The organism is Leclercia tamurae, assembly GCF_025566055.1.
Lineage (GTDB): Bacteria > Pseudomonadota > Gammaproteobacteria > Enterobacterales > Enterobacteriaceae > Enterobacter > Enterobacter tamurae.
On the sequence record NZ_JAMHKS010000068.1, the window covers coordinates 46,656 to 64,283 of the forward strand.

Below are 17,628 nucleotides of genomic sequence, written 5' to 3' on the forward strand. Positions count from 1 at the left end.
TCATATGAATCAACGCTGGCAACAGGCTGGACATCGCGTTAAGCCGGGCCTGAAATTCGCAGGGAAGCTGGTTTTACTTACCGCACTGCGTTACGGCCCTGCAGGCGTGGCGGGGTGGGCAATTAAATCTGTCGCCCGTAAACCCGTCCGGATGCTGCTTGCGGTGGCGCTGGAGCCGATGCTGAAAAAGCTCGCCAACCGGCTATCCGGTAAACTGAAATAGATCGAAACGGCACAGCGCTGGACGTGCCGTTTCGGCGCTTTTATTCCCTTCTTTCTGCCCCCATGTCATATTTCTTAGAACAATAATTCCTTCAGGCATAACAGGATGGCGATGAAGCGACTTAAAAATGAACTCAATTCTCTGGTCAATCGTGGGGTTGACCGTCATTTGCGCCTGGCGGTCACCGGACTGAGCCGCAGCGGCAAAACCGCGTTTATTACGGCGATGGTCAATCAACTCCTTAACCTGCATGCCGGGGCGCGTTTACCTCTGCTCAGCGCCGTGCGCGAAGAGCGCCTGTTGGGCGTAAAGCGCGTGCCGCAGCGCGATTTTGGCATTCCCCGTTTTACCTACGATGAGGGGCTGGCCCAGCTCTATGGCTCTCCGCCCACCTGGCCAACGCCGACCCGTGGGGTGAGCGAGATCCGCCTGGCACTGCGCTTTCGCTCCAACGATTCGCTGTTACGTCACTTTAAAGAGACCTCCACCCTCTATCTGGAGATCGTCGATTATCCGGGTGAATGGCTGCTCGATCTGCCGATGCTGACCCAGGATTACCTGAGCTGGTCGCGACAGATGACCGGTTTACTGCAGGGGCAACGCGCGGAGTGGTCAGCCCGCTGGCGTACGCTGTGTGAAGGGCTGGATCCGCTGGCACCAGCCGACGAAAACCGGCTGGCGGCTATCTCGGAAGCCTGGACCGATTACCTGCATCAGTGCAAAAAAGAGGGGCTGCACTTTATCCAGCCGGGCCGCTTTGTACTCCCGGGCGATATGGCCGGTGCTCCGGCGCTGCAATTCTTCCCCTGGCCGGACGTGGACGCCGTTGGCGAATCTAAGCTGGCCCAGGCGGATAAACAGACCAACGCCGGGATGCTGCGGGAGCGTTTCAACTACTACTGCGAAAAGGTGGTGAAGGGGTTCTACACCAACCACTTCTTACGCTTCGACCGCCAGATCGTGCTGGTGGATTGCCTGCAGCCGCTCAACAGCGGCCCGCAGGCATTCAACGACATGCGTCTGGCGCTCACCCAACTGATGCAGAGCTTCCACTACGGGCAGCGTACGCTGTTCCGTCGCCTGTTCTCCCCGGTGATCGACAAACTGCTGTTCGCCGCCACCAAGGCGGATCACGTCACGGTGGATCAGCACGCCAATATGGTGTCGCTCCTGCAACAACTGGTGCAGGATGCCTGGCAGAACGCGGCGTTCGAGGGCATCAGCATGGACTGTCTGGGCCTGGCCTCGGTGCAGGCCACCCAGAGCGGATTGATTGACGTCAATGGCGATAAAATCCCGGCGCTGCGCGGACACCGCCTGAGCGATGGCGCCCCGCTGACGGTCTACCCCGGCGAGGTGCCCGCCCGGCTGCCCGGCCAGGCGTTCTGGCAAAAGCAGGGCTTCCAGTTTGAAGCCTTCCGCCCGCAGACAATGAACGTTGACCAGCCGCTGCCGCACATTCGTCTCGATGCCGCGCTGGAGTTTTTAATTGGAGATAAATTGCGATGACCGAACCCTTAAAACCGCGGATGGATTTCAGCGGGACGCTGGAGCAGGAACAGCAAGAGGCCTTCAAGGCGTCACAAACTTTCGATGCGGCGCAGGCTGAGCAGTTTGCCCCGGTGGTGACCGACATGCTTCCCGCTGAAGAGGGACAGGCCGAAGCCGTGGTTGAGGCAGCCCTGCACCCAAAACGCAGCCTGTGGCGCAAAATGGTCAGCGCCGGGCTGCTGCTGGCTGGCGTCACGGTGGTGGGACAAGGCGTACAGTGGGCGATGAACGCCTGGCAAACCCAGGACTGGGTGGCGCTGGGTGGATGTGCGGCCGGGGCGCTGATCGTCGGCGCAGGCGTGGGCTCCATTGCCACCGAATGGCGACGCTTATGGCGACTGCGCCAGCGCGCGCACGAGCGTGACGAAGCCCGGGATCTGCTCAATAGCCACGGCACCGGTAACGGACGGGCGTTTTGCGAAAAACTGGCGAAACAGGCCGGGCTGGATCAGTCTCACCCGGCGCTACAGCGCTGGTATGCCACGATCCACGAAACCCAGAACGATCGGGAAGTGGTCTCGCTGTATGCCCATCTGGTTCAGCCGGTGCTCGATGGCCAGGCGCGTCGGGAGATCAGCCGCTCGGCGGCAGAGTCGACCCTGATGATCGCCGTCAGCCCACTGGCACTGGTGGATATGGCCTTTATCGCCTGGCGTAACCTGCGCCTGATCAACCGCATCGCCGCCCTGTACGGCATTGAACTGGGCTATTACAGCCGCCTGCGTCTGTTCCGTCTGGTGTTGCTGAACATGGCCTTTGCCGGGGCCAGCGAGGTGGTGCGCGAAGTGGGAATGGACTGGATGTCACAGGATCTGGCCGCACGACTCTCGGCCCGCGCGGCCCAGGGGATTGGCGCCGGATTGCTGACCGCGCGGCTGGGGATCAAAGCGATGGAGTTGTGCCGTCCTCTGCCGTGGACAGCGGACGATAAACCACGCCTGGGCGATTTCCGCCGGGAATTAATCGGCCAGCTGAAAGAAACGCTCAACAAAAAACCGCAGTAGCCCATCCGCCTCGCACATAATTCCGCCTCTCGCTTCACAGGCTGTCAATATTTGTTGACAGCCTTCTTCCCGATTGCCGATATCTGGCTTATCATTTCAGAGTTACTGTTTATAGAGTGATTTTCCCATGCGTCTGGAAGTGTTTTGTAAGGACCGTCTCGGCCTGACTCGCGAGTTACTCGATCTCCTTGTTTTGCGTAGCATTGACCTGCGTGGAATTGAGATCGACCCTATCGGGAAGATTTACCTGAACTTTGCCGAAATTGCATTCGATACATTCAGCAGCTTGATGGCTGAAATCCGCCGTATCGCTGGCGTTACGGATGTGCGCACCGTGCCATGGATGCCCTCCGAGCGCGAGCATCTGGCCCTGAGCGCGCTGCTGGAAGCGATGCCTGAGCCGTTCTTGTCTCTGGATCTGAAGGGCAAAATTGACCGGGCTAACCTGGCGAGCTGCCAGCTGTTTGCCCAGGAGCAGGATAAGCTAAGCAGCCAGAACGCCGCCCAACTGATCCCCGGCTTCAACTTCCAGCGCTGGCTGGAGAGCAACCCGCGCTCGACCCATAGCGAGCATGTGATCATCAACGGGCAGAACTTCCTGATGGAACTTACTCCGGTCTACCTGCAGGGCGACAACGACGACCGCACCCTGACCGGGTCGGTGATCATGCTCCGCTCCACGGTGCGTATGGGACGCCAGCTGCAAAACCTGTCCAGCCAGGATGTCGGCGCCTTCAGCCAGATCATCGCTGTCAGCCCGAAAATGCGCCACGTGGTAGAGCAGGCGCGCAAGCTGGCGAATCTGGCGGCGCCTCTGCTGATTACCGGCGATACCGGCACCGGCAAGGATCTGCTGGCCCATGCGGTACATCAGGCGGGCCCGCGTGCGGCTAAACCTTATCTGGCGCTAAACTGCGCCTCTATCCCCGAAGATGCCGTCGAAAGCGAGCTGTTCGGCCACGCCCCGGAAGGCAAAAAAGGCTTCTTTGAGCAGGCCAACGGCGGCTCGGTGCTGCTGGATGAGATCGGCGAAATGTCACCACGCATGCAGGCCAAACTGCTGCGTTTCCTCAACGACGGCACCTTCCGCCGGGTGGGGGAAGATCATGAGGTGCATGTGGATGTGCGCGTGATCTGCGCCACCCAGAAGAACCTGGTGGAGCTGGTACAGAAGGGCGTCTTCCGGGAAGATCTCTATTATCGTCTCAACGTGCTGACGCTGAATATCCCGCCGCTGCGCGATTGTCCGCAGGACATCATGCCGCTGACCGAGCTGTTTGTGGCGCGCTTCGCCGATGAGCAGGGCATTCCGCGACCGAAGTTTTCGGTCGATCTGAATACGGTACTGACCCGCTACGGTTGGCCGGGAAATATCCGTCAGCTGAAGAACGCGATCTACCGGGCGTTGACCCAGCTTGAAGGCTATGAGCTGCGGCCGCAGGATATTTTGCTGCCGGATTATGACGCCGGTACGGTGGCGGTGGGCGAGGAGGCGATGGAAGGATCGCTGGATGACATTACCAGCCGCTTTGAACGCTCGGTATTAACGCAGCTGTACCGCAACTATCCCAGCACCCGCAAGCTGGCGAAACGGCTGGGTGTTTCGCATACCGCGATTGCGAATAAACTGCGTGAGTACGGGCTGAGCCAGAAGAAGGGCGACGAGTAAAAACAAAAAAGCCTCCGCAGGGAGGCTTTCTTTTTGCTCTTACGCTTTCAGCGCTTCAAGCGCAGCAGCGTAATCCGGCTCGGTGGTGATTTCATTCACCAGGTGGCTGAACACGACGGTGTCGTTTTCGTCGATCACCACAACCGCACGGGCGGCCAGGCCTTTCAGGGCGCCTTCAGCGATGCCCACACCGTACTGCTCCAGGAATTCCGGGTTACGCAGGGTGGAGAGGGTGATGACGTTGCTCAGGCCTTCAGCACCGCAGAAACGGGACTGGGCGAACGGCAGGTCAGCGGAGATGCACAGCACAACGGTGTTGTCCATTTCAGTCGCCAGCTGGTTGAATTTACGCACAGATGCGGCACACACGCCGGTATCGATGCTTGGGAAAATGTTCAGCACTTTACGTTTGCCGGCAAACTGGCTCAGCACGACGTCAGACAGATCTTTTGCCACGAGCGTAAACGCCTGCGCTTTGCTGCCAGTCTGAGGAATGGATCCTGCAACAGAAACCGGGTTGCCCTGGAAATGAACGAGTTGTGACATAGTTATCTTCCTGTTTACATATAGTTAACGTCGCCGGTAGTGTATGTCATCAGCCAATAACACAGCAAACCCTATTTACGCGAAGCCGCTATACAGGAGTGAGTGATGAGAACCCTGAAGGTTTATGAAGAAGCCTGGCCATTGCATACGCCGTTTGTGATCTCCCGGGGAACCCGGAGCGAGGCCTGCGTGGTGGTGGTCGAAATAGAGGAAGAGGGTGTCAAAGGGGTGGGGGAATGCACCCCTTACCCGCGATATGGGGAAAGCGTCGCCTCGGTGATGGCGCAGATCATGACCCTGGGACCGGCGCTGGAGCAAGGGCTCAGCCGGGAAGCACTCCAGACGCTGCTGCCGCCCGGTGCGGCGCGCAACGCCGTTGACTGCGCCCTGTGGGATTTAGCCGCCCGCCAGCAGGGGATCCCGCTGGCCGCTCTGGCCGGAGTGACGCTGCCGCAAACGGTGGTGACCGCCCAGACGGTGGTGATCGGCGAGCCCGCCCAGATGGCCGCCAGCGCCAAAGCCCTGTATGCCGCCGGAGCGCGCCTGCTGAAAGTGAAGATGGACGATCATCTGATCAGCGAGCGGATGGTTGCCATTCGCAGTGCAGTTCCTGAAGCCACGCTGATCGTGGATGCCAACGAATCCTGGCACAGCGAAGGGCTGGCCGCGCGCTGCCAGCTGCTGGCGGATCTGGATGTTGCCATGCTCGAGCAACCCCTGCCTGCGGGCGACGATGCCGCGCTGGCGAATTTCATCCACCCGCTGCCCATCTGTGCCGACGAAAGCTGCCATACGCGCGCGAGCCTGCCCGCCCTGAAAGGGCGCTACGAGATGGTGAATATCAAGCTGGATAAAACAGGCGGGATCACCGAAGCGCTGGCGCTGGCTGCCGGGGCGCGAGAGAACGGTTTTGCGCTGATGCTGGGCTGTATGCTCTGCACCTCACGCGCCATTAATGCGGCATTACCCCTGGCGGGCGTGGTACAGTTTGCCGATCTGGATGGCCCGACCTGGCTGGCGGTTGACGTCTCACCGGCGCTGCATTACACCACCGGCGTGGTTCATCTCTGAGGTTCCCAGCGCAGCAGATCGGTCATCGCTCTCAGGTACTTCTCGCTGGCCTCGTCGGACGAGATCGGCGGGAACTCGGCGGTGATGCAGTGCAGGCTTAAATCGGCGCACCAGCTGCCGAAGGATCCAGGGGTTTCATACCCGACGCTGGTGACCAGCGGCAGCGAAAAGGCATCTGCCAGCCAGCGTCCCAGCGCGGTATGGGCCGGATCCTCAATGCAGGCCAGCGGATCGTGAAACGACACCACCCAGGCCGGATGCAGCTTGTGGATCAGGTGACACAGCGCTTCCGTTTCCGGCTCCGAGCCCGGTTTGTCACCGGTCAGCAATACCACATCCCGGTCCTGGGCGGCACTGTTCCAGCGGTAAACCGTCTCGCCTTCACGCCAGTTGGCCGCCGGGAAGTTACGATTTAAATCCACGCCGCGGGCGTTGGCGCGCAGCCCGAGCTGACAGCCGTCCGGATTGACGGTTAAAACGACATGGTGGCGACGCAGCTCCGGGGCCAGGGTGCGCAGGGCGCAGGAGAGGGTGACAATCGATGAGTTTTCATCCCCGTGGGTCCCGGCAATGATCAGGCCGCTGTGGCGATCGGCCTGCGGCGCAGGAAACCAGATCAAGGGTGCGCCGAGGAACGAACGGCCATAATGTTCAGTTCCAGGCGGAAAAGCGCCACGTTCCGTTCTTGGGCGAGTAAGGGACATAGACGTTCCTGAATCAGAGTTATACTACTGGCAGTGTTGTGCAAAACACACGGTTAATCAAATAGTTTCAGCGCCGGGGCAAAACCGGCCAATATCAACTTTCCGACGGAAGTTGTTTGCATTTCCCTGTTCTGAAACAAATAATTACGCCTCTGCTCGTTACCCATCATTTCAAAGGGGATCTCATGAAGCATCCGGTTTCGTTGATTTGTTCTGCCCTGTGGTTGTGTGGCCTCTCTTCTTATTCCTTTGCTGCGGATGTGCCCTCCGGGACGACGCTGGCGCCGAAGCAGGAGCTGGTGCGTCATATTAAAGATGAACCGGCTTCACTGGATCCCGCCAAAGCGGTGGGGCTCCCCGAAATTCAGGTGATCCGCGATCTGTTCGAAGGCCTTGTCAATCAGAATGAAAAGGGCGAACTGGTTCCGGGTGTTGCCACCCGCTGGCAGAGTAATGATAACCGCGCCTGGACCTTTACCCTGCGCGAGAACGCCCGGTGGTCTGATGGCACACCTGTCACCGCGCAGGATTTTGTCTACAGCTGGCAGCGCCTGGTCGATCCGAAAACCACGTCGCCGTTTGCCTGGTTTGCGGCGCTGGCGGGGATCAGCAACGCGCAGGCTATCATCGACGGCAAGGCCACGCCGGATAAGCTGGGCGTGACCGCGGTGGATAACAGAACCCTGCGCGTTCAGCTGGATAAACCGTTGCCGTGGTTTGCCAACCTGGCGGCGAGCTTCGCTTTCTACCCGGTACAAAAAGCCAACGTCGAGAGCAGCGCAGAGTGGACCCGCCCTGGCGCGCTGGTGGGTAATGGGGCCTACATCCTGAAAGACCGGGTGGTCAATGAGAAGCTGGTTGTTGAGCGCAACACTCATTACTGGGATAACGACAAAACGGTGCTGCAAAAAGTAACCTTTATCCCGATTAACCAGGAGTCGTCTGCCACCAAGCGCTACCTGGCAGACGATATCGACATTACCGAGTCATTCCCGAAAAACCTCTACCAGAAGCTGCTGAAGGACATTCCGGGTCAGGTCTATACCCCGCCGCAGCTGGGCACCTATTATTACGCCTTTAACACCCAGAAAGGCCCGACGGCGGATGCGCGGGTGCGTCTGGCGCTGAGCATGACCATCGACCGGCGGATTATGGCTGAGAAAGTGCTGGGCACCGGTGAGAAACCGGCATGGCACTTCACGCCTGACGTCACCGCAGGCTTTACCCCTGAGCCATCCCCCTTCGAGCAGATGAGTCAGGAAGAGATGAATGCGCAGGCTAAAACGCTGCTGCAGGCGGCGGGCTACAATGCACAGAAACCGCTTAAGCTGACGCTGCTGTACAACACCTCGGAAAACCACCAGAAAATCGCCATCGCGGTGGCATCGATGTGGAAAAAGAATCTCGGTGTCGATGTGAAGCTGCAAAATCAGGAGTGGAAAACCTATATCGACAGCCGTAACACCGGTAATTTCGATGTGATCCGCGCCTCATGGGTGGGGGATTATAACGAGCCGTCGACCTTCCTCTCGCTGCTGACCTCCACGCATACCGGCAATATCTCCCGCTTCAACGATCCGGCGTATGATAAGGTAATCAACCAGGCGTCGCTGGAGAGCACGGCGAAGGCGCGTAACGCGGATTACAATACGGCGGAGAAAATCCTTGCCGAAAAAGCGCCAATTGCGCCGATTTATCAGTATACCAACGGGCGCTTGATCAAACCCTGGGTGAAAGGGTATCCGATCAACAACCCGGAAGACGTGGCGTACAGCCGTACGATGTATATCGAGAAGCATTGATGGGGCCTGAGTAAGAGAGCCTCTGTGGTAACCGGAACTGGCGCGATTATCAGCGCCAGTTTTCATTTAACAGCCAATAATAACTGCGCTCACTCTGATTCTTATTTTTCCTTATTAAATTCGCTGCGGCATCTATAAATCTCATTAATTCAACCAAGAAGAAATATTGAGTATGAAAATAATACCCTGCTTTTTGCGGGAGACGTCTATTTTTCATTCCGGCGCGAATGATTAAAACCCTGAATATATAATTGCTATTTGATGTTGCTTATTGTGGGGAATTAACGATATCTGTTAGAGGGAAGTCTAGTTTTGGACCACGAGTTAGTTGATTCATTCTAATTAATTGGTCTAATATCGACCCCGGCGAACAAATGTAGTTTTACTTAATATCCATTCCTTAAGGAAAAGGGACTGCTATGGCTGATACATTTCAGAATGAAGTGCCCAAGGCACGCATTAATTTAAAACTGGCCCTACATACTGGCGGCGCACAGAAGAAAGTTGAACTGCCGCTTAAGCTCCTCACAGTTGGTGACTTCAGTAATGGCAAAGAAAACCGACCGTTATCCGAACGTGAGAAAATTAACGTCAATAAAAATAATTTTGACAGCGTACTTTCGGAATTTAACCCGGAAATTAACCTGGATGTGCAGAACACGCTGGCGGGTGAGGGTTCAGAAGAAAATATCCGACTGCAGTTTTCCAGCATGAAAGATTTCGAGCCAGAACAGGTTGCCCGTCAAATTCCTCAACTTCGCGCCATGCTGGCGATGCGTAATTTATTACGCGATCTGAAATCCAATCTCCTTGATAACGCTACTTTCAGAAAAGAGCTCGAGAAAATTCTTAAAGATCCGGCGCTGTCTCAGGAATTACGTGACGAAATGAGTGCGCTTGCCCCGAAATAAAATGCGGGCATCTCTTTTAATGGATTAACCGGGAATATGCTGATGTCTGTGAATACTGAAACTGGCTCTGCTCAGGGGCAAACCACCGTACTGGAAAAAGAGGGCGTTTACGCCTCCCTGTTTGAAAAAATCAATCTCACTCCGGCGTCAAGCCTCGGGGATATTAATGCGTTTCTGGATGATGCTGCGCTGGCAGATGCGCCTGCGGGCGAGCGCCTGACTGCCGCCATGCAGGTGTTTATGGACTGTATCCGTAAATCTGGCCAGCAGGTGGAAAAGCTCGACAAAACGCTAATCGACCACCATATCGCCGAGCTGGATTTTCAAATCAGCCGCCAGTTGGATGCGGTGATGCACCATGAAGAATTTCAGAAGGTAGAGTCCCTGTGGCGTGGTCTGAAACAGCTGGTGGACAACACCGACTATCGCCAGAACGTGAAAACAGAAATTCTCGACGTCTCCAAAGACGACCTGCGTCAGGATTTTGAAGATGCGCCGGAGCTTATCCAGAGCGGTCTTTACTGGCACACTTATACCGCTGAATACGACACCCCGGGCGGCGAGCCGATTGGCTCGGTGATTTCCTCTTACGAATTTGACGCCAGCCCGCAGGATATGGCGCTGCTGCGCAATATCTCCAAAGTCTCCGCCGCGGCGCATATGCCGTTTATCGGATCTGTCGGGCCAAAATTCTTCCTGAAAGAGTCGATGGAAGAGGTGGCGGCCATTAAAGATATCGGCAACTACTTCGATCGCGCCGAATACATCAAATGGAAATCCTTCCGCGACACCGACGACTCCCGCTATATCGGTCTGGTGATGCCCCGCGTACTCGGACGCCTGCCGTATGGCCCGGATACCGTCCCGGTACGCAGCTTCAACTACGTTGAGCAGGTCAAAGGGCCGGACCACGAGAAATACCTCTGGACCAGCGCGTCGTTTGCCTTTGCCTCCAACATGGTGAAGAGCTTCATTAATAATGGCTGGTGCGTGCAGATCCGTGGCCCGCAGGCCGGTGGTGCAGTGAAAGATCTGCCGATCCATCTGTACGATCTGGGTACCGGCAACCAGGTGAAGATCCCGTCCGAAGTAATGATCCCGGAAACCCGCGAGTTCGAGTTTGCCAATCTCGGTTTCATCCCACTGTCGTACTACAAGAACCGCGACTATGCCTGCTTCTTCTCGGCCAACTCCACACAAAAACCGGCGCTGTACGACACGGCAGATGCCACGGCTAACAGCCGCATCAACGCGCGCCTGCCTTATATCTTCCTGCTGTCCCGTATTGCTCACTACCTGAAGCTTATTCAGCGCGAAAACATCGGTACCACCAAGGACCGTCGCCTGCTGGAGCTGGAGCTCAACACCTGGGTACGCGGTCTGGTGACCGAAATGACCGATCCGGGCGACGAACTGCAGGCTTCCCATCCGCTGCGCGACGCGAAGGTGATTGTGGAAGATATTGAGGACAACCCGGGCTTCTTCCGCGTGCGGCTGTATGCAGTACCGCACTTCCAGGTGGAAGGGATGGATGTGAATCTGTCGCTGGTGAGCCAGATGCCGAAAGCGAAAGCGTAAGGCGGTAGCAGGGATGAAAATTTATCGTCCGTTATGGAGCGACGGGGCTTTTCTGGCTCCCCAACAGTTTCAGCAGCAGGCCCGCTGGGATGAACACGTTGCCGACATGGTCGCCCGGATGGGGATTTCTCATCCCTGGGGCGTGGTGGCGGCAGAATTTGATGATGCAGCACTGGCGCTCTCGCGCCTGAACGCCACCCGTCTGGTGGTGCGCTTTCAGGATGGTATCCTTGTTGATACTGACCTGGCAGACACGCTTCCTCCGGTCTGTGATGTGTCTGTTGCAGCTGGCAGTGAGGCTGTTGACGTGGTTATCGCGCTGCCGCTGCTGAGTGCCAGTGGCGGCAACCTCGATAACGGTCAGGACAGTGAGCGCCCGCGTCGCTGGAAAGCCGAACGCGTAGTGGTGCAGGAACTGGCCGGCCATGAAAGCGGGGAACTCGCAATTTTGCGTCATGCGCTGACCCTGCGTCTGTCCAGTCAGGAAAACACGGCATAACCGAGTGCGTTAAAAGTACGTATGTTCCTGAGCCTGAACCGCTTCCGGAATATCTGTCCCCCGCGAAACCCTGGAAGCCTTTTGCCGCTGGTATGGCGACTATGCTGGTGTTGGCCGGAACCCTGGCATGGGGATGGGAGACGATGCGCCAGCCTGATCCGGCCCAGGAACAGATTGCCACAACGCTTTCTGCCGATCGGCAACAGCCGCCTCAGTCACCTGAAGCGGTGATTCGCCAGACACAGCAGTTATTGCAGTTAAAGCCTGACTGGGCGGTCAGCTATGGCGATAGCCTGGTGCAGCAGGCGCTCATACAGTGGCCGGAGCAGGGTAAAACTCTTGCGCAGCAGTGGCAGCAGCAGAAGGCGGCTATTGCGCTACCGCCGGAAAACCTGACTGGCTGGCATCAGGGAATGACGCAGCTTGAGCAGCTGGCGAACCGGCTTAACGCCCTGGATCAGCAGAAGGGTAAATACATGACGGTCAGCGAACTGAAATCGGCGGTTTTCGCTATTACGCAGTCGCTGAATCGCACCGTGCCGGTAGAGGAGCAGTTGCGCCAGCTCTCTGAGATCCCCGCAGAGCAGGACAATAACGCCGTCCGGCAGCGCCAGGTGGAACAGCATCTGCAGCAGCTAATTGCCTCCTGGGCTGCGCTGAAATCAATCCAGACTGAATAAAGCCGAAAAGATGACAAGGACCACAACGTGTCAGCCAGAGAACGTTTTTTTAAAAAAGTGCAACACCAGAACGACAGAGTACTGTCCGGTAAAAAATCAGCTGACGCAGAGGTCAGGGCATTCTGTTCACGCATGGATGAACTTGCGCAGCAAATAAGCCAATGGTTTGCGGGCTGTGCAATCGAGGTGACGTTATCCACCAGGCTCCTCCATGACCTGAGCGCGGTGGGCTACAGCCTGAACAGCGGAATATGCCGGTATGACATCACTGCCATCCAGTTACAGAACGGCGACCGTAGCGTGCGTATTGTTCCTGAGCAGCTGTGGAATGGCGTGGAGACGGGTATTGTGATCCTTCATGTCGATGCGCCCGGTATCAGGCAGGTATTTTATCTGAGCATGGCGCCGGAATCGGGCTGGTTTATCCGCCGTCAATATCAGAGCGCAAAAGATAACGCCATCATGACGGAAGAGCTGTTTTTTGAGGTTGTTGACAGGCTTGCGTGAAGCCCGCGAGCCTGTCCACTCTCTGACAGTCCTACTTCTGCAACAGTTCGGCAAATTTCGCCAGCCACTGCGGATGCGCGGGCCAGGCGGGGGCGGTCACCAGATTGTCATCGACATATGCCTCATCAATACCGATGTCGGCATAGTACCCGCCGCTAAGTCTGACTTCCGGCGCACAGGCTGGATAGGCGCTGCAGGTGCGTCCCTTCAGAACATCAGCGGCAGCCAGTAATTGAGCGCCGTGGCACACGGCGGCAATCGGCTTACGCGACTGGTCAAAGGCCTGCACCAGTTTGATGACCTGTTCATTCAGGCGCAGATATTCCGGCGCCCGTCCGCCCGGAATTAACAGGGCGTCATAATCCTCTTCTTTCACCTCGGCAAAATCGGCGTTGAGAATAAAGCGGTGACCAGGCTTCTCGCTGTAGGTCTGGGCGCCGTCAAAATCATGGATCGCCGTCATGATAAAGTCACCTTTGGCTTTTTCAGGACAGACCGCATCAACCTGATGGCCAATCATCTGCAATGCCTGAAACGGCACCATCGTTTCGTAATCTTCAGCGTAATCCCCGACCAGCATCAAAATCTTCTTGCTCATCTTAACCACTCCTCAAGGAATAAATTGAAAGACAGATGGCGACATCAGGCCGCCAGCACTTTATTACGACCATCATTCTTGGCGCGATACAACGCATCGTCCACGCGCTTAAACAGATCGTCAATACTCTCATCCGGGTTATGCCGCGCCACCCCAATGCTGACGGTAAAGCGGGGCAGGCCGGGGATGGTAATGCGGGCGATCGCCGCGCGCAGGGTTTCTGCGATCTGCATTGCCGCGTCCAGCGACGTGCGGGGCAGCAGCAGCACAAACTCCTCACCACCCCAGCGGAAAACGTAATCGTCTTTTCGACAGCAGCTTTCCAGCATCCGCGAGAGGGCAATCAACACCTCATCCCCTTTTTGATGCCCAAACACATCATTAATGCGCTTAAAGTGGTCCGTGTCCACCAGCAGCAGGCTAAACTCCTGTTGGGCCGGAAGCTGGTTAGGTGAGGCCTGATCGGTGAGGTGATAAAACTGGCGGCGATTGAGCAGGCCGGTTAACGAATCGCGCAGCGCGGCGTGTTCAAGCTCCTGCTCAAGCCGTTTTTGCTCGGTAATATCGTGAATGATGCACAGCATCAGTTTATCGCCGTAGATCTCAATCGGGCCGGCATAGGTCTGTACATGCCGGGTGGTGCCGTCAGCCAGGCGATGGACAAAGTTGAGCGGCTTATGGCCACCGGGCAGGCGTGAGATCTCCGTCATCACCGGCATAATATTGCGTCCGAGAGTGTTAATCTCCCAGGTGTGCTTGCTGCACATCTCCTCATGGGTGTAGCCATAAAAATTGAGAGCCGCGAGATTGGCATCAACCAGTTGACCGTCCCGGGCGGGATCGATTAACAGCATTGGCGCACTGTTGGTCTGGAAAAAGCGGGCGTAGAACCCCTGTTTTTTGCGTTGATAGGTGCCAGAACTGGTGGCCTTGAGGCCCGTGACCGGCTGTCGGGCAATGCCCTCAAAAATAATCACCTCACCACAGGTGTCAAAAACGGCCAGCGAGAGCCGACAGCTGAGGCTGGTCTGCTGGTTATTGACCAGCACACTCCAGATCTCGATGATCTCTTGCTGGGTTTTTAAATCGGGCACGTACATCGCAAGCGTTGCCTGGGCATGTGCCGAGCAGACCCCTTTGCGCAGGCTGTCCAGCGTCGCGTCCTGCATGATCTTCTTTGCTGCCGTATTGGCGAACAGGACATCCTCCGTAATCGGGGATACCACCCATACGGGCGTTTTAAGCATATCCAGTGCAGCAAACCCTGTAGGCGACATAGCTCAGTCTCATTTATCGGCACATCAAATGTCTGAGATCCACGGCGGAGCGGAACGCGTGGGCTTCTTTGAAACATACTCTACTTCATACGCTCAGGCAGGATTTTTTTGTGATATTCGTATGAAATTCGTATTAATTTTACCAACTGGAATAGTTTTATTCTCAGCTGGGTCGGCAGCATTGATTAAATTAATTTTCCTGTCTGCCCGAAGGAAAGGCAGTGCTGTTTTATGCGAAAATGTGTTTAGTATCGGATTGAGGTTAAGAAAACATTAGGTTTTTTTTCAAAAAAATCATAAAAACATATTCGACACAAAATAGTTTAAGCCCGGCTAACGAATACAGCCTCAAAGCGTGCGTGCGGCTTAAGTGTATAATTTATCAGGGGCACTGCTTTTCAATGCGTTAAGCGCGTAATCTTCTTTTTGTCAGATGTAAATGTATGGAAGGGACAGGTTAAACAGGTTTTATCTCCTCCTTAAGTTAAATTCCAGAACCATTAAGATTAATAAATTGTCTCTACGAAATCAGGGTGAAAAATTAAAATCAGAATGCTATATATTCCCTATCATATGAAAATACCGCTGTGGGATATATTATGCTCAGGAACATTAGCGTAAGAACCTTTATTCTTTCTTATCTATTCGTCGTGCTTTTGTTAATTGATGGAATGGTCATTCTTTTAGCACCGCAAACATCTTTGTTAATTGCACTTAATATTTTATTCGTCGTCGCCTTCGTGCTTCTGCGGGTTTACATGACCCAATACCTGGTCGTGCCCATCAATACGGTTAAGAGAAGCATAGAAGAGGTGGTCTCCGGCAATCTGGGTGTCACGATCCCGGAATTTGGTGATAACTGCGCGGGGCGATTGATCCCGGGTATCAACACGCTGTCGAGCAACATCGCCACGCTGGTGCGCGAGATCCGCTCCTCCTCTGCGACCGCAATGAGTCTCTCTGAACAGCTGGCCGCTCGCAGTTCAGCCCTGGCGGCGAAAACAGAGCTGCAGTCCGCATCGCTGATCCAGACCTCTGCCAGTATGGAACAGATGGCCGCCACCACTAAAAATACTGCTAATAACACCCGCCTTGCTAACGAGAAGGCCAACGTGGCGACCCGACAGGCACAGAAAGGCGGGGAGCTAATGGGGCAGGTCGCCACCAACATGAACTCCATAACCGAATGCGCGCAGCAGATGACCGAGATCATCACCATGATCGACGGTATCGCCTTCCAGACCAATATACTGGCGCTCAATGCGGCGGTCGAAGCGGCCCGCGCCGGCGACCATGGCAAAGGCTTCTCCGTCGTGGCCGGGGAAGTGCGCAGCCTGGCGCATCGCAGTGCCGAGGCGGCAAAAAGCATTAAATCCCTGATCGCCGTTACCAGCAGCAACGTCAACCAGGGGGCGATGGTCGTCGCTGAGGCCGAGAAGAACATGCAGGAGATCGTCAGCGGCTCCGGGCAGGTCAGCAAATTGATGGATGAGATTTCCACCTCGACCTATGAACAGGAGAAGGGCATCGCGCAGATCACTCAGGCGTTAACCGATCTGGAAAACGTCACCCAGAGTAACGTGGGGATGGTGGAGGAGCTGTCCGGCTCCTCGGCGGTGCTGAAAAATCAGGTCGTTGAGCTGCAGGCCCGCACGCGAAACTTCCATCTGGAACCGGCATCTCTATACGATGGGCAGCTCAAACCCGCGCAAGCCTGACATCACAACAGATATAAGAGCCTGGTTCGCCAGGCTTTTTTGTGCGCCAGATTCCGTTCAGGAATAGTCTCTTTTATGAATAAATTCAGCGCGATGGCGAGGGAAATGGTTGCTTAACCTGCCGGGGTGGCTAGACTGACAGCAAAGAACAGCTACTGGCGGAGGCGCTGTGGAAGGCTTAAAAGGATCGGAAGTTAACGTTCCTGACGCAGTTTTTGCGTGGATACTCGACGGTAAAGGCGGGGCAAGGCCGCTCAGCGACGACGACATTATCGATCAGCAGCATCCCTGCTGGCTGCACCTGAACTATACCCAGCCGGAGAGCGCACACTGGCTGGCCTCAACCCCGTTATTGCCCAATAATGTCCGCGACGCGCTGGCCGGAGAAAGCCTGCGCCCGCGCGTGACCCGTATGGGCGAGGGGACGCTCATTACCTTACGCTGTATTAATGGCAGCACCGATGAGCGGCCGGATCAGCTGGTGGCGATGCGCGTCTATATGGATGAGCGGCTGATTGTCTCCACCCGCCAGCGAAAAGTGCTGGCGCTGGACGATGTTGTCGGGGATTTAAAAGAGGGCACTGGTCCGGGCGATTGCGGTGGCTGGCTGGTGGATGTCTGCGACGCGCTCACCGATCATGCCAGCGAGTTTATCGAAGAGCTGCACGACAAAATTATCGATCTGGAGGATAACCTGATCGATCAGGTTATTCCGCCTCGCGGCTTCCTCGCGCTGCTGCGCAAACAGCTGATCGTTATGCGCCGCTACATGGCCCCGCAGCGCGATGTTTATGCCCGGCTGGCGAGTGAGCGTTTCCCCTGGATGAATGACGATCAGCGCCGCAGAATGCAGGATATTGCCGACCGGCTCGGGCGCGGCCTCGATGAAATTGACGCCTGTATTGCCCGTACCGCGATACTGACCGACGAAATCGCCCAGGTCATGCAGGAGTCGCTCTCCCGCAGAACCTACACCATGTCGCTGATGGCGATGGTCTTTCTGCCCAGCACCTTCTTAACCGGGCTGTTTGGCGTCAACCTCGGCGGGATCCCTGGTGGAGAGTTCCGCTTTGGCTTCTCACTGTTTTGCATCATGTTAGTGGTTTTGATAGGCGGTGTTGCATGGTGGTTACATCGCAGTAAATGGTTGTAAATTTGCACAATTTTGTCGTTCTGACAGGTCTGAAACGCCATTTTAATTGAGCGAAGTCAATAAACCCTTTACCCATAAGGTGCAATATCTCTTCCGCAGGTGAATGCAACGTCAAGCGATGGGCGTTGCGCTCCATA

Annotated in this window: 16 protein-coding genes and 1 pseudogene; 13 read left to right on the plus strand and 4 right to left on the minus strand. The window is 56.0% G+C overall.

Annotation, left to right across the window (positions count from 1 at the left end):
* The first annotated feature begins 4 nt into the window (after positions 1–4).
* The 4 genes from pspD (at position 5) to tyrR (ending at position 4,447) form a co-directional block, all read left to right on the plus strand.
* Positions 5–223: a phage shock protein PspD gene (gene pspD, locus M8318_RS06215; RefSeq protein WP_262661451.1), complete on the plus strand. Its 219-nt coding sequence runs from the start codon at positions 5–7 to the stop codon at positions 221–223.
* Between the two features lie 111 nt (positions 224–334).
* Positions 335–1,732, plus strand: a complete 1,398-nt coding sequence (locus M8318_RS06220) for a YcjX family GTP-binding protein (RefSeq protein ID WP_166182656.1) — start codon at positions 335–337, stop codon at positions 1,730–1,732.
* Entirely contained in the window at positions 1,729–2,778 is a 1,050-nt protein-coding gene (locus M8318_RS06225) for a TIGR01620 family protein (protein WP_262661453.1), read from the plus strand. The genes M8318_RS06220 and M8318_RS06225 overlap by 4 nt, the downstream gene beginning before the upstream one ends.
* Positions 2,779–2,905: 127 nt before the next feature.
* Complete coding sequence (gene tyrR, locus M8318_RS06230; protein WP_262661455.1) at positions 2,906–4,447, plus strand: transcriptional regulator TyrR; 1,542 nt, start codon at positions 2,906–2,908, stop codon at positions 4,445–4,447.
* A gap of 39 nt (positions 4,448–4,486) precedes the next feature.
* Here the strand turns inward: tyrR and tpx are convergent, their stop codons facing one another.
* Positions 4,487–4,993 (minus strand): thiol peroxidase, encoded by a 507-nt coding sequence (gene tpx, locus M8318_RS06235; protein ID WP_032611112.1) that lies wholly within the window; start codon positions 4,991–4,993, stop codon positions 4,487–4,489.
* A gap of 105 nt (positions 4,994–5,098) precedes the next feature.
* Here tpx and ycjG point away from each other — a divergent pair, with 105 nt between their 5' ends.
* On the plus strand, positions 5,099–6,064 hold the full coding sequence (ycjG, locus tag M8318_RS06240; RefSeq protein WP_262661457.1) for an L-Ala-D/L-Glu epimerase: 966 nt from the start codon (positions 5,099–5,101) through the stop codon (positions 6,062–6,064).
* On the opposite strand, the gene mpaA is transcribed toward ycjG, so the two are convergent.
* Complete coding sequence (gene mpaA / locus M8318_RS06245) at positions 6,055–6,768, minus strand: murein tripeptide amidase MpaA (RefSeq protein WP_262661459.1); 714 nt, start codon at positions 6,766–6,768, stop codon at positions 6,055–6,057. The two genes, ycjG and mpaA, sit on opposite strands and share 10 nt — an antisense overlap.
* Positions 6,769–6,953: 185 nt before the next feature.
* Between mpaA and M8318_RS06250 the strand changes: the two genes are divergently transcribed.
* The 6 genes and pseudogenes from M8318_RS06250 to M8318_RS06275 all read left to right on the plus strand — a co-directional run bounded on the left by M8318_RS06250 (position 6,954) and on the right by M8318_RS06275 (position 12,745).
* Positions 6,954–8,570, plus strand: a complete 1,617-nt coding sequence (locus tag M8318_RS06250; RefSeq protein WP_262661461.1) for a peptide ABC transporter substrate-binding protein — start codon at positions 6,954–6,956, stop codon at positions 8,568–8,570.
* Positions 8,571–8,989: 419 nt separating this feature from the next.
* The gene (gene tssB / locus M8318_RS06255) at positions 8,990–9,481 is read left to right on the plus strand and encodes a type VI secretion system contractile sheath small subunit (protein ID WP_106993109.1); all 492 of its coding nucleotides are present in this window, start codon (positions 8,990–8,992) and stop codon (positions 9,479–9,481) included.
* 42 nt (positions 9,482–9,523) lie between these two features.
* On the plus strand, positions 9,524–11,059 hold the full coding sequence (gene tssC, locus M8318_RS06260; RefSeq protein WP_262661463.1) for a type VI secretion system contractile sheath large subunit: 1,536 nt from the start codon (positions 9,524–9,526) through the stop codon (positions 11,057–11,059).
* Between the two features lie 13 nt (positions 11,060–11,072).
* Positions 11,073–11,555: pseudogene (gene tssK, locus M8318_RS06265) on the plus strand (type VI secretion system baseplate subunit TssK); the annotation flags it as partial.
* A 104-nt stretch (positions 11,556–11,659) separates the two neighbouring features.
* Positions 11,660–12,238: a VasL domain-containing protein gene (locus M8318_RS06270; RefSeq protein ID WP_262661464.1), complete on the plus strand. Its 579-nt coding sequence runs from the start codon at positions 11,660–11,662 to the stop codon at positions 12,236–12,238.
* A 132-nt stretch (positions 12,239–12,370) separates the two neighbouring features.
* Positions 12,371–12,745: a hypothetical protein gene (locus M8318_RS06275; RefSeq protein ID WP_332018323.1), complete on the plus strand. Its 375-nt coding sequence runs from the start codon at positions 12,371–12,373 to the stop codon at positions 12,743–12,745.
* A gap of 31 nt (positions 12,746–12,776) precedes the next feature.
* Here the strand turns inward: M8318_RS06275 and M8318_RS06280 are convergent, their stop codons facing one another.
* Together M8318_RS06280 and M8318_RS06285 are read right to left on the minus strand one after the other, a co-directional pair.
* Positions 12,777–13,343, minus strand: a complete 567-nt coding sequence (locus M8318_RS06280) for a DJ-1/PfpI family protein (protein ID WP_262661468.1) — start codon at positions 13,341–13,343, stop codon at positions 12,777–12,779.
* A gap of 44 nt (positions 13,344–13,387) precedes the next feature.
* A complete protein-coding gene (locus tag M8318_RS06285) occupies positions 13,388–14,620 on the minus strand; it encodes a sensor domain-containing diguanylate cyclase (RefSeq protein ID WP_262661469.1) in 1,233 nt (410 codons plus the stop codon).
* A gap of 599 nt (positions 14,621–15,219) precedes the next feature.
* Here M8318_RS06285 and M8318_RS06290 point away from each other — a divergent pair.
* Both M8318_RS06290 and zntB read left to right on the plus strand, forming a co-directional pair.
* On the plus strand, positions 15,220–16,338 hold the full coding sequence (locus M8318_RS06290; RefSeq protein WP_262661470.1) for a methyl-accepting chemotaxis protein: 1,119 nt from the start codon (positions 15,220–15,222) through the stop codon (positions 16,336–16,338).
* A gap of 169 nt (positions 16,339–16,507) precedes the next feature.
* Positions 16,508–17,491, plus strand: coding sequence for a zinc transporter ZntB (zntB, locus tag M8318_RS06295; protein WP_262661472.1), 984 nt, complete (start codon positions 16,508–16,510; stop codon positions 17,489–17,491).
* Positions 17,492–17,628: the final 137 nt, after the last annotated feature.

Bases quoted from the DNA above. Each gene is read 5' to 3' on its own strand.
- M8318_RS06270 (WP_262661464.1), top strand. From the start codon at position 11,660: ATGCTGGTGTTGGCCGGAACCCTGGCATGGGGATGGGAGACGATGCGC.
- tssC (WP_262661463.1), top strand. From the start codon at position 9,524: ATGTCTGTGAATACTGAAACTGGCTCTGCTCAGGGGCAAACCACCGTA.
- M8318_RS06280 (WP_262661468.1), bottom strand. From the start codon at position 13,343: ATGAGCAAGAAGATTTTGATGCTGGTCGGGGATTACGCTGAAGATTAC.
- tssB (WP_106993109.1), top strand. From the start codon at position 8,990: ATGGCTGATACATTTCAGAATGAAGTGCCCAAGGCACGCATTAATTTA.
- pspD (WP_262661451.1), top strand. From the start codon at position 5: ATGAATCAACGCTGGCAACAGGCTGGACATCGCGTTAAGCCGGGCCTG.
- M8318_RS06290 (WP_262661470.1), top strand. From the start codon at position 15,220: ATGCTCAGGAACATTAGCGTAAGAACCTTTATTCTTTCTTATCTATTC.
- tyrR (WP_262661455.1), top strand. From the start codon at position 2,906: ATGCGTCTGGAAGTGTTTTGTAAGGACCGTCTCGGCCTGACTCGCGAG.
- M8318_RS06275 (WP_332018323.1), top strand. From the start codon at position 12,371: ATGGATGAACTTGCGCAGCAAATAAGCCAATGGTTTGCGGGCTGTGCA.
- M8318_RS06225 (WP_262661453.1), top strand. From the start codon at position 1,729: ATGACCGAACCCTTAAAACCGCGGATGGATTTCAGCGGGACGCTGGAG.
- M8318_RS06250 (WP_262661461.1), top strand. From the start codon at position 6,954: ATGAAGCATCCGGTTTCGTTGATTTGTTCTGCCCTGTGGTTGTGTGGC.
- M8318_RS06220 (WP_166182656.1), top strand. From the start codon at position 335: ATGAAGCGACTTAAAAATGAACTCAATTCTCTGGTCAATCGTGGGGTT.
- mpaA (WP_262661459.1), bottom strand. From the start codon at position 6,768: ATGTCCCTTACTCGCCCAAGAACGGAACGTGGCGCTTTTCCGCCTGGA.
- M8318_RS06285 (WP_262661469.1), bottom strand. From the start codon at position 14,620: ATGTCGCCTACAGGGTTTGCTGCACTGGATATGCTTAAAACGCCCGTA.
- ycjG (WP_262661457.1), top strand. From the start codon at position 5,099: ATGAGAACCCTGAAGGTTTATGAAGAAGCCTGGCCATTGCATACGCCG.
- tpx (WP_032611112.1), bottom strand. From the start codon at position 4,993: ATGTCACAACTCGTTCATTTCCAGGGCAACCCGGTTTCTGTTGCAGGA.